The 12007-nt window shown below is 43.5% G+C and carries 9 protein-coding genes and 1 tRNA gene; 2 read left to right on the forward strand and 8 right to left on the reverse strand.

Translation table 11 applies throughout. The features are described from left to right. The first annotated feature begins 322 nt into the window (after window positions 1–322). Complete coding sequence (locus ATB74_RS10490; protein ID WP_060982380.1) at window positions 323–1102, forward strand: ABC transporter substrate-binding protein; 780 nt, start codon at window positions 323–325, stop codon at window positions 1100–1102. A 115-nt stretch (window positions 1103–1217) separates the two neighbouring features. Here ATB74_RS10490 and ATB74_RS10495 read toward each other — a convergent pair whose 3' ends face one another. From ATB74_RS10495 to ATB74_RS10520, 6 genes are all read right to left on the reverse strand, one after another. Next, entirely contained in the window at window positions 1218–2471 is a 1254-nt protein-coding gene (locus ATB74_RS10495) for a D-amino acid dehydrogenase (RefSeq protein WP_061018423.1), read from the reverse strand. Between the two features lie 225 nt (window positions 2472–2696). Next, the gene (locus ATB74_RS10500; RefSeq protein ID WP_061018425.1) at window positions 2697–3623 is read right to left on the reverse strand and encodes a LysR family transcriptional regulator; all 927 of its coding nucleotides are present in this window, start codon (window positions 3621–3623) and stop codon (window positions 2697–2699) included. 253 nt (window positions 3624–3876) lie between these two features. Beyond that, on the reverse strand, window positions 3877–5091 hold the full coding sequence (gene gltS / locus ATB74_RS10505; protein ID WP_060982377.1) for a sodium/glutamate symporter: 1215 nt from the start codon (window positions 5089–5091) through the stop codon (window positions 3877–3879). Between the two features lie 254 nt (window positions 5092–5345). Next, window positions 5346–5436 (reverse strand) — tRNA-Ser (locus ATB74_RS10510). A gap of 180 nt (window positions 5437–5616) precedes the next feature. Continuing rightward, window positions 5617–6066 (reverse strand): L-alanine exporter AlaE, encoded by a 450-nt coding sequence (locus ATB74_RS10515; protein WP_017062062.1) that lies wholly within the window; start codon window positions 6064–6066, stop codon window positions 5617–5619. Between the two features lie 248 nt (window positions 6067–6314). Continuing rightward, window positions 6315–8768, reverse strand: coding sequence for a hybrid sensor histidine kinase/response regulator (locus ATB74_RS10520; protein ID WP_061018427.1), 2454 nt, complete (start codon window positions 8766–8768; stop codon window positions 6315–6317). A gap of 171 nt (window positions 8769–8939) precedes the next feature. Between ATB74_RS10520 and ATB74_RS10525 the strand changes: the two genes are divergently transcribed. Beyond that, window positions 8940–9509: a UPF0149 family protein gene (locus tag ATB74_RS10525; RefSeq protein WP_017062064.1), complete on the forward strand. Its 570-nt coding sequence runs from the start codon at window positions 8940–8942 to the stop codon at window positions 9507–9509. A gap of 77 nt (window positions 9510–9586) precedes the next feature. Here ATB74_RS10525 and ATB74_RS10530 read toward each other — a convergent pair whose 3' ends face one another. Both ATB74_RS10530 and nadA read right to left on the reverse strand, forming a co-directional pair. Continuing rightward, complete coding sequence (locus tag ATB74_RS10530) at window positions 9587–10618, reverse strand: potassium channel protein (protein WP_048659644.1); 1032 nt, start codon at window positions 10616–10618, stop codon at window positions 9587–9589. 174 nt (window positions 10619–10792) lie between these two features. Next, the gene (nadA, locus tag ATB74_RS10535; RefSeq protein ID WP_017062067.1) at window positions 10793–11854 is read right to left on the reverse strand and encodes a quinolinate synthase NadA; all 1062 of its coding nucleotides are present in this window, start codon (window positions 11852–11854) and stop codon (window positions 10793–10795) included. Between the last annotated feature and the right edge of the window lie 153 nt (window positions 11855–12007).

Raw genomic sequence — 12007 nt, forward strand, 5'->3', positions numbered from 1 at the left:
CACAAATTTAAAATAGATTGAGAATAGAAACACGCAACAGTGCCATTCGTCACATTAATTGTTAATCAATACAAAAAACAAATTAAAAACAATAAGTTAAAATACAACAGTGGTACCTCCATCGTCTACGCTAATCGTCGAGTCTCTCACCCATCAATGAACTTATATGCTTTCTTTAAAATAGCCTTTCCGTCGCGATTCTCAATATTCATAAACTGTATCTATATAAGATTCTCTCAAAAACAAAAGAAAGCGCTTTCTTGATTACCAAACCTATGTCAGCATACCAGTCATGAAATGTAAGTTCCCCCTTAGGACAACTATGTTTAACTTTTGGAATGGCAATAAATCAGGTAAAAGACAGCACTATGAGTTGGAGCTAATTCATAGCTTGTTGAATTGGGATCCGAACGAACCTATTGTCGTTCACAGCGATAATACTGACTTTCCAAGAGCTGAGGATGAAGGAAATATATTCCGCAAGAATTATGATGTACTCGTCACGGTGGCGGGAAACCGTAAATTTGCAGATAAGCCTGCAATCAAACTCAACTCTCCAATTTGTAAAGGCTTACTAGGGCACCGTATCCTGATAATTAGGGAACAAGATCAACCTACATTCCATAATATCAACTGCAATCAACTGAAATCACTTATCGCTGGAATTCCTGCAACATGGGCTGATGCTGAGCTGTTTAGAGCAAATGGATATCGAGTACTAGAACAAGGAACCTTACCAGAGATTCTTAAACTGCTTTCAGATAATAAATGTGATTATGTGTCACTCGGTGCCAATGAAGTAGAAAGCATATACCAAGAACATACCAATTCCCTGGATGGGTTAGTCATAGAAAAAAGTATTGTGCTTTATTACCCTCTCCCACTGGTCTTCTATGTCCACCCAGACAAAACACAACTAGCTCAATTGCTGGATGACAAACTGCAAGAACACATGCTCAGTGGTAAGTTTGATTCACTATTTAACCAACATTTTGGGGACGTAGTGAGCTCCATTGGATTAGAACACCGTCAAGCTATTAACCTCATAAATCAGGAACTACCGCCAGAGCTAAGGTCATTTAAGTCTCAATTCATCTCGTGATTATCAATAGGAGAGACTTAAAACCAGCGCCTAGAATCACGACATTAGGAGCATCCGCTTATGCTCCTAATATCGATATCATCAAGCGATAGGCAATATAACTAACGGCTTGCTTTTACATATAGCGATGGATACTTAAGTCATCAGTTTTAATATCACTGGCAGAGCCACTGACCACGCTTGCCAAGATCTTTCCTGAGCCACATGCCATTGTCCAACCTAGAGTTCCATGGCCCGTATTGGTAAATAGGTTCTTGATAGGCGTCTTGCCGATTATAGGCGTACCGTCCGGCGTCATTGGTCTCAACCCTGTCCAGTATTCAGCCTTAGAAAAGTCACCCGCTTGTGGGAAAAGATCTTTTATCACCATATCAATCGTGGCTTTGCGTTTTTCTGGGATTAAATAATTAAAACCTGCAAGTTCTGCCGTCCCTGCAATGCGAATACGATCATCAAATCGCGTCATCGCTACCTTGTAGGTTTCATCCATAACAGTCGAGGTTGGTGACTTATCTGCATTCACGATCGGTAGTGTTAACGAATAACCTTTAACTGGATAAACCGGTATAGACAAGTCGACTTGTTTCAACAGATCTCGAGAATAACTGCCTGATGCAACTACGTAAGCGTCCGCTTTGAATACACCTTGAGTCGTTGTAATACTCTCGATGTTTTGATTCTGATGATTCAAACTTACCACTTCAGTATCAAACACGAACCTAACATCAAGTTGCTTGGCCTTCTCAGTCAGGGCTAAACAGAACTGATGACAATCACCGGTTTCATCATGAGGTAAGTATAAGCCGCCCACCAGCTTGTCTTTGACGTCCGCTAAACCCGACTCCACTGACAGACACTGTTCAACATCAAACAACGAGTGTTCGATTCCACTCTCTGTTAATAACTTCATATCCTGCTGAATAGCATCGAGTTGCTTCTCGCTTCGAAATACTTGCAAGGTGCCTTTCTGCCTGCCCTCATAAGCCAAATTTTCACTAGTTCTTAGATGAGTGAGACACTCTCGACTGAAGTTTGCCACTCTTAGCATGCGTGACTTATTCACGGCGTACTTGGCTTCGTTACAGTTGGCTAGCATCTTCGTTGCCCAAGCAACTAATTCCGGAGAAAGTGACGGTTTCACTTTTAAAGGCGCATGCTCTTGGGTTAACCATTTCATCGCTTTTAATGGAATACCCGGTGCCGCCCATGGTGAGGAATAGCCATAAGATATTTGTCCCGCATTCGCAAAGCTGGTTTCCTTGCCACTGCTATCTTGACGATCAATAACCGTCACTGAATGACCTTCTTTCGCCAGATACCAAGCACTGGTTAACCCAATAACACCGCTGCCAATTACAATAACTTCCATTCTCTTCCCCTAATGTCCGACAAGGCCAAAATCTGTCGAACACAGCTGTCAGTCTAAAACTCGTTTCGTTAATGATTTGTAACTTATTCCGCACGTGTTGACTTAACAATGGAGGTGGTGTTGACAAAAGCTCAATTCGACTTAAAAACGAATTCGGCAGTTTGGAACTGTGATATTGGCGGTATTTGGAACCTTGGGAGGCGTCGCTAAGTAAATCGATTAAGCCTAGATGTTGTAAGCGTCATGACTCAAGAAAGTAGCATTTTCAAGTAAGAAATCTAACAAGGTCTCGGCCTGTAGCGTGAGCGCGCGGTCTTTCAAAGATTGAACCTTAACCGTCGCTTTCGATAGCATTCCCAGCTCAGTCGCAACCACTTCGATCTGCCCTGACTTGATCTCATCAATCACGGTGAGTTTAGGCATAAAGGTTACGCCCAACCCTGCTGAGACAAAGTTAGTCAGTGCAGTTACCGAATTGGTTTGAAGCTTTGGCTGCAAGGTAAGATGGGAAATTTGTTCGGCCTGCTTTACCAGCCTCCCCATACCGGTCGAGTTATCGATCAAGGCGAGAGAAGCGTCTTTAATATCTTGCAGTGTCACAGGCGCTTCTTTCATCGTAAGGAAATGCCCTTTCGGAGCAATCAATTCGAGGGGATGGCTACGTTCAACATGTGAGTGTAGTTTAGGGTGCGGTGCAGAAGCATAGGTAATCGCAAAATCTATCTGTTGATCTTCCAACATCTTGACCGCATCCAATGCCCCAGCAATCTCAATTGATAAGTTGATATCAGGATAGCGAGCCATGAAGGTTTGCATAGGCTTTGACACCAAATTGGTAATAAATCCTTCCCCGATGGCAATGCTGACATTGCCTCCTTTGAGGTTTTTCAATTTGGTTAAACGAGCCAGCACCGCCGTTTCACTGCGAACAATGGAACGGTAGTAATTCAACAGTTCATTACCCGCTTCGGTTAACAGTGATTGGCGGTTGTTGCGCTCCCATACTTTCATTTCCGCTTGCGCTTCTAACTGTGTCAGCATTCTACTCATCGCGGCAGGGTCAACGTTCATCATCTTAGATGCCTTACGTAACGACCCATATTTAGATAACGCGTTTAAATACTCGAGAGCACGAATATTAAAGTGGTGCATTCAACTTCCTTGTGATTCAACTGACACTTAATCAAGCGTCTCACAAATTGAGCAACAACATGTATTCCAATTTATCAAGTTCGTAACTGAGCTTACTAACTTGTGCACCGAGTCACTTCAAGGCACCACATCAAAGGCTGATATAGGTGTTTTTAGCTTGCTGTAGATAAAATAAAGGCGACGACTTTCGTCATCGCCTTTATGGTCATGAATCAGGTGCTAGTCTCAAGCAGTTAACAACCCGTCACTTCACTTACAGACCAACAAAGAAACTAATCACTAGCGCGTTGATCAGATCGACAAAGAAACCACACACTAATGGCACCACGATGAATGCTTGTGGGCTTGCGCCATAGCGGTGAGTTACGGCTGTCATGTTAACAATTGCTGTCGCAGTCGAGCCTAAAGTGATACCACCGAAGCCTGAACATATCACCACGGAGTCGTAGTTTCGTCCCATCAAGTAATAAACGACGAATATCGTAAACAGAAGTGAAAGCAAGATCTGGATACCCATGACCACAGAGATATAGCCAAACAAGCCATCAAGATCCCAGATACGCAGTCCCATCAAGGCCATAGTCAAGAACATACCCAAACAGATGTCAGAGATCATCGCTAAGCCTTTGCGGCCTTGAGCGATTTTCTCTTGTGTACGACGCTTCTTAAACAGTGCGCGACCGACGTTTCCGATTAAGATACCTGCGATCAAACAGCTAACGAATAACGGCAGTTTTAGGCCCATTGAGTCGATAACTTCACTCAAACTGTAACCCAGCATCAGTGTTAAGTTAAGGATCAACCACGCCCATAGAACGCCGTAGTGACTTAGCTCTGTTTTTGTTTCACTCTCTTGGTATGCACCAACCGTCACTTCTTCTTCATTAGAAGGGCTCACTTTGTGTTTATTGAGTAGGTAGTTGGCAATCGGACCACCAATCACACACGCTGCAATCAAACCAACCGTGTTGGAAGCCACACCGAGCTCTAGCGCGTTAGCAATACCAAACTCTTCCACAAACATTGGCGCCCACGCTAGTGTCGTGCCAACACCGCCAATTAAACTGATAGATCCTGACAACAAACCCGCTTTCGCATCCATACCAAAACCCGACGCCACAGCCATGCCAACAACGTTTTGAAGGACAATAAAAGTCGAAGCGAGACAGAGCAGGATAAACAACGGCCGCCCGCCCTTAACTAAAGTTTTGATATCCGCTTGAAGTCCAATACCAGCAAAAAAGTAAAGCAGCAGAAAGTCTCTGACATCAAGGCTAAAGGTGATCTGGATTTCAAACAGATAGTAAAGCGCAGCTACGGTCGCTGCGCAGACAAAGCCACCAATCACAGGCTCTGGCAGTGAATACTTTCTTAATACTTCAGATCGCTCAATCAAACCTTTACCGATAAACAGTAACGAAATCGCGATCGTAAAAGAGAGCATTGGAGAAACTAGGGTTTCTGTCATGGGACTATGGATTCCTAAGAGTTAGATTATTCATAATATTGCGTACTATTAATAATCTAGATTCATGCAAAAAAATCAAGCGATTATCGATGATAAAAACACCTAATATGGTTGATTCTGCGACGGTATTAATAGAGGTAATAACTATAAAGAAATGATTAAAGGAACGGATGCTAGGGAGATATACAGATGGGGTGGAATATAGGGGCTCTAAAACGAGAAAACCCCAGCATTTCTGCTAGGGTTTTGAATAGTGGTGGAAGGATGGGGATTTGAACCCCAGATACGCTATAAACGTATACTCGCTTTCCAGGCGAGCGCCTTAAGCCACTCAGCCATCCTTCCACAAATTGTGTGTTGAGCATGTCACTCAACGAGGCGCTACTTTATTGATTCTGCTTGCTTTGGTCAAGGGGCATTCTCAAAAAAAGTGCCTTTTTCGGTTTGTTCGATTACAAATTAACTCATTAGATCAAAAACAAACCAAATTTCATTCTTTCACTACACTTACGCTTGTTGCTTTTCTTAAGCTTGTTGATAGTAGCCTGGAACTCGAAACCATTTACGACACATATCTAGAAAGTAGCCGTAAAGTACGCCCATACCGCACGAGATAACTGCATTACTGGTTACAGCCGTCACGATCTGGTCGCCTGAAGCACCCACTGCCAACAAAATACCAGCATACACAGGAGACTGGAATAACACGTATGCCATCAAATCAGACAAGTTTTTCATCAATGAGCTTTCTGAGAGTTTCGCACCATTGCGCAAGAACCAATCACGAAAAACGCCATAAGGCCAAGCGATAGCAATGTTTACCGGAATAGATAACGTTCGAGAAGCAAGAGATTGCTCAAACGTCATACCAGAAATAAACACTTCTACGATCATGCCAGAAATAAAACAGAAAACGACCATAGCAAATGTATCCGCAGCTGCGTTTCGAATACAAAATGGACCACGAGACTTCATTGACGACAAACCTAAAATATATCACTGCTTAATTAGTGATTTAGTAACATATAAACAAGGCACATTTGCACCTCACCAGATAATATCGCTATTAAATCACAAGATTAGTAGTCATACATTCCAAATTAAAAATCAAGTTGTAAATTAACAACCAAAAACCACTTTAAAAGCAGTCACTTTCACCAAAAAATTCAACCAAGGTCAAATATTGGACAATTCGTCATTTACTTACCGTAATTAAACAACATTTAAGCCATCGGTAGATTTACAGTAATGATATTAATGACATCTTGTGTTGGTGGTGATCCTAAAGCAACCTGCTCTAACGCTTTATCGACTTGTTCAGTAAGTTCCGCGTTGTTCATAGGTTCAACGTGGACACGTAGGCTCTCTAGTGCAAATTGAATCAGTTCTAGGTTGTTGTCTTCTAGCGCCACATACAGCGTCACTAACAGCTCTTCAGTGTTATCTTTGTTTCGAAGATCAGGTTTAGGCAGTGACTCGCTTTTACTTTTCGAATCGTGTTGTTTCGCGTCTTGGCTTTCGAGCTCATCCGCTTTCACTTCATGGTATTGATAAAGCTTATTTGAATAGCGGAACAAGGCATCATCCAGTTCACGCTCATCAATCGGCTTAGCGATAATATAATCCACACCCGCCCCCAGCATACGCTCGCGAGTCTCTTTAAAGACATCAGCCGTACAACCAAACACCAGTACCGATGACACATCGCCTATCAAAGCACGAATCGCAGTGGTTGATTCAACGCCGTCCATCACAGGCATATGGTTATCCATGAGCACCAAATCAAAGCGCTCAGCAACCACGGCTTGTATTGCAAGTTCACCGTTTTCGACGCTCTTACAAGTAAAGCCTTTACTGCTCATGAAGGTTTCAATGATCACCGTGTTAGTTCGGTTGTCCTCGACGATCAGTACCTTTAAGCCTGAGTAGTCTAGCTTCTTATGTGGCAAACTCTCGATTTCGCCTGGCTGACATGGCTGAATCTTCAAGCGAACATCAAAGCTCGTGCCTATCCCTTCTTCACTGGTGACGGTAATACTGCCATCCATCAACTGGGCAATTTTCTTCACAATCGCGAGGCCAAGGCCAGTACCGCCAAAACGCCTTGTGGTCGAAGACTCCGCTTGTTCAAACGGTTTAAAAATACGCTTTTGAGCTTCTTTAGAGATACCAATTCCAGTATCACGAACTCGAATACTCAGATAGGTGTCACTCCCCTCTACGACTTCTTTCAGGTACACCTCAACAAAGCCTCTGGAAGTGAACTTCACCGCGTTGTTCAATAGATTAAACAAGATTTGTCTTAGACGTGCTTTATCTGAGAAGTACCAACGACCCGAAGGCACCTCAGAATACACTTTGAATTGAAGCCCTTTCTCAGAAGACAATGTGTAGTAAACACTGTTAATACTGCCGATGATCGAATCAAGCGGGAAACGCGTTTCATCAAGATCCAATCTACCCTGTTCGATCTTCGAGAAGTCTAAGATCTCATTGAGAAGGGTCATCATATGATCGCCGGACTCATACAAACTCTTGAGATGCTTCTCTTGTTCAGAATTTAGAGGTGTTTTTAATAAGATCTGAGCAGTACCCAACACCCCATTCATAGGGGTACGAATTTCATGTGACAGTGTCGCAAGGAAAGCGGTTTTAGCATTGGTAGATGCTTGTGCTTTCACTTTTTCAGCTTCGAGATACACCGTCTTCTCATTGAAGGTTTTAATCAGGTGGCCGATTTCATCGTGGCTTGAATAATCAACGTCAATCACTTCACCGGCTTTCGAACTATTTACTTGAGTGGCAATGTTGGTGATTGGGCTGATTAAATAACGGTTAAGTAAGTAATAACCTGCCATCACACAGAGTAGTAACAAGGGTACAATACCGCCCTCAATACTCATTACCTGACGAAACACCTCGTCCGCTACCCGTGACTTGGAGTTCACCACATCCACTTGCCAACCGAAGTCACCAAATTGATTGCTACTGATGTAGATCCCTTCAACGAGATTGAAGTTATGGGACACCAACACTTGATTGAGTTTATCTCTGAGCATAATACCAAGATTGTACTCTTCGGCGTGGTTCTTGATGAAGCCAAGCAGCTCTTCAAGCGAGAGATCCACCGTCGCAACGCCGGAAAAAGCGCCTTCGTAGTAGTAAGGGGATGAAGCAGTGATCATCCGTACGTGTGTGTATGGATCTATATACACATCGCTCCAAGAGATCGTTCCTTGTTTTTTATTGGCTACAGAGGTGTACCAATACTCTTCTTGATACGGGGTATTTTTAGGATTGTTGTAAGAAAACAACTGGTCAATCTTGCCATCGTCTGCTTTATTGAAAAAGTGACTATTAAGGAGCTTTTTTGAATCGAGCGCATAAGGCTCTGGCCAAATACCTGCGCTAACGATCGTATCATCGCTCGCTGCCAGCATTGACTTCAGTAGCAGAGTGACGTCATCACCGTTACGATGCGCTTGTGCAAATCCCACTAAACTATCAACAAAGCCTTGAGAGCTGCTGAGTGGCTCTGTAATCAATGCGGATAATAGTTGCGTACGTAAGTCGAGGTTTTGTTGTAATTTGGCGCGCACAGGGGATTCTACGACGTAATACGTCACACTACCGACAATGGCAATAAACATCGCAAGGTATAATCCAAGCGCTACCATGCTTTTTTTCTTTAAAGACGACCGTATCTGCATAATTCTTTTATTGTTTTCTTTTCTGTTAAACCTAGTGTTTATCATCCATGACATCAAGCCTTTTTAGATTGAAGCTTGATTGGCACAAGTTCATTGGTACTATAAGCGCAAATATGTTCCCTTTTACGGTACCTCACTTTGACTTTACAAGATATTCTTGCGCTTCCAGAGTTGGAAGGAAAGCTAATCACAGAACACAAAACAATGGGCTTTGTCACGGCAATGGCAGCGGCACCGAATGTGTTAACCCCGCATGAGTGGCTACCGTTCTTATGGGGTGGCGAAGAAGTCGCGCCTTTTACGGATGGTGAACAGCTGGAAAGCTACATTGAAGTTATCATCGAGCTTTGGAATAAAACTCGCCCAGAACTAATTGAAGGTACTTGGGTTTGGCCTGAAGCTTGTCAATTAGACGACGAAGAAGTGGTTAACACTGCCGCTCGTGATTTTTGTGAAGGCTTGCTTCAAGGTTGGCAGATTGCTCGTGATGATTGGGAAACGCTAATGCCTGAAGAGAGCGAAGACAACGCGCTTGTTGGTGGCGTATTACTTTCGCTGAGTATGCTTTACGATCCAGAAACTTCAATTGCTACGCTTGCTGAGCAAGGCATCGAAGGCCTAGAGCAGTTCGAAGAGATCTTTAACGCTGTTCCTGTCATGCTTTGCGGTCTAACTCAACGTGGTATTGCACTGGCTGAAGCTCAATAACAGTGAGTTTTATACACGCCCAAAAGGCCTCATTATGAGGCCTTTTTTAGTTTTCAGTCGAAGTGAAAATAGTGGTTTTAGAAGCCTTTCCAATCGAAGTCATCAATGCGCTCATCAGCAATATAAAACAGCTTAGTACCACTACTTACCACTTGGTCTAATTCTGGGTTGAGTTCAATACCACTCCCCGTATCAATCGCGATCAGCGTTGCTTGATACTTCTCTTTAAACACAGAGAAAATAGGCGCAACGGTGACAGGCTCGGCGTCTTCAGGGAAATACGTTGAATACTGTGTCATACCTCTTGTTGAGCTCAATAACTCTTGATGAAGCGCACTTGATCCTGGGTCTACCGCAGCCTTTGCTAACATCTCAGCACCCACCGCTGGAATACATTCTGAGTTAGGGCAATGCTTGTGCAGTAAATCACTCAGCGCTTCGTCTTTAAAGTAAACAAGAAGGTGTGCCTTAGGGTTTCGGTTGGCACAGTAAAGCGCCGCAGATAACGTAATGTCGTCTTCTGGGTTATCAATCAAGATGCAACTTGCAGACTCAATGCCCGTTTTCTCCATCTCTTTGCCATCGGTGTAGCTGTTTACTTTAACGAAATTGATTTCACCGGGTAACGGGTTCTCGATATCTGAACGCGTACATAATACGATTGGTCGCTTACCTGTTTCTTCGTGTTGTAACATGCGGATGAGATGAATGGTTCTTTGCTCATTCCACCCCAACATCAAAATGTGGTTGTCCACTCTAACTCTCCTTTTTCCTAGCAAGCCCGCTCGCCAATATTCAACACCTTCTGTCGCCACTTTACCCAGTAATGCGGCGAAAAGGCTCAACCCACCGGGAATCACAAATAGAATAACAATCCACTGCCCCGCTACCGTGGTCGGTGATAAATCACCATAACCAACTGTAGAAGCCGTTACCACCAAATAGTAAGCGAATACGGTAACCGAACTGGTTAAATCTGTTTCACCCGCCAAATACAGCATCAGCCACGATAGAGCGATGTAGCCAAGAAAAGTGAACAGTAAGTTTTTGCCATTCAAAACAAAGATGTTTGCTTTGATCCAGCGTTTGAGTTGTAACCAGATTATCATTCGAGCCTCAAATCCTTCGATCTTACTTACATGCTAGAAAAAATACCTGATATCAACAAGATGTATAATCAGAAAAAGATACATGACCACAAGATTGGTATTGGCGGCCTATACTCAGGCACAAAAAAACCAGCACTATTGGCTGGTTTTTTGTTAATTAGATAAAAGAACGGCTTACGCGTTACCTTTTACCTGCACATTTAACTGCTCTGCAAAATCTAGCATGCGGTTCAATGGGATAAGAGACTTTACACGTAGCTCGTCAGAAACGAAGATTTCGTGTTGCTCACCACCATTCTCAAGTGCGTTTTCAATCGCTTCAAGGCCGTTCATTGCCATCCAAGGACAGTGTGCACAGCTACGACACGTTGCACCAGCACCCGCTGTTGGCGCTTCAATCAGCTCTTTTTCAGGAACCAATTGCTGCATCTTGAAGAAGATACCTTTGTCTGTCGCAACAATCATCTGTGGATGAGGCAGCTCTTTTGCTTTCTTGATCAGCTGGCTTGTTGAGCCTACAGCATCAGCCAGTTCAACCACGCTTGCTGGTGATTCTGGGTGTACCAAAATAGCCGCTTCTGGGTATACCGATTTCATTTTCTTCAAAGCATCAGCTGAGAACTCATCATGAACGATACACTCACCTTGCCAAAGCAACATGTCAGCGCCGGTTTGATTTGCGATGTAAGAACCTAGGTGACGGTCTGGACCCCAAATAATAGGTTTGCCTTCAGCGTCTAGGCTTTCAACGATTTCTAAAGCGATGCTCGACGTCACCACCCAGTCTGCACGAGCTTTAACAGCCGCAGAGGTGTTCGCGTATACAACCACGGTGTGGTCAGGGTGAGCATCACAAAATTCTGTAAATTTGTCAGCTGGACAACCAAGATCAAGCGAACATTCAGCTTCGAGTGTTGGCATTAGAATGCGTTTTTCAGGAGTAAGAATCTTTGCAGACTCACCCATGAAACGAACACCAGCGATGATCAAAGTGCTTGCTGAGTGACGGTTACCGAACTTAGCCATTTCTAATGAATCGCCAACGAAACCACCAGTTTCTTCTGCCAGAGCCTGAATTTCAGGATCGGTGTAGTAGTGTGCAATTAGGACTGCATCTTTTTCTTGAAGTAGTTTTTTGATGTTTGCGATGTGGGCCTGTTTCTGAGCATCGCTCAATGGAACTGGCTTAGGCGGAAACGGGTAAACTGTATCGATTTTATCTAGTATATGACTCATTGCTCTTGCTCTACGCAACTTCTTCCGAGAATTAGAGTATTCTACACAGGACAGCGATTGGGATCAAAAAGGATTGGTTGCAAGCGGTTACTAGCTAATGCTTAAAACGCATAAACAAGGCGACGTGTTGGCACCACAAAGAAGATAAGTAAA

It is taken from the genome of Vibrio splendidus (assembly GCF_001557875.1).
Taxonomy (GTDB): Bacteria; Pseudomonadota; Gammaproteobacteria; order Enterobacterales; family Vibrionaceae; genus Vibrio; species Vibrio splendidus_F.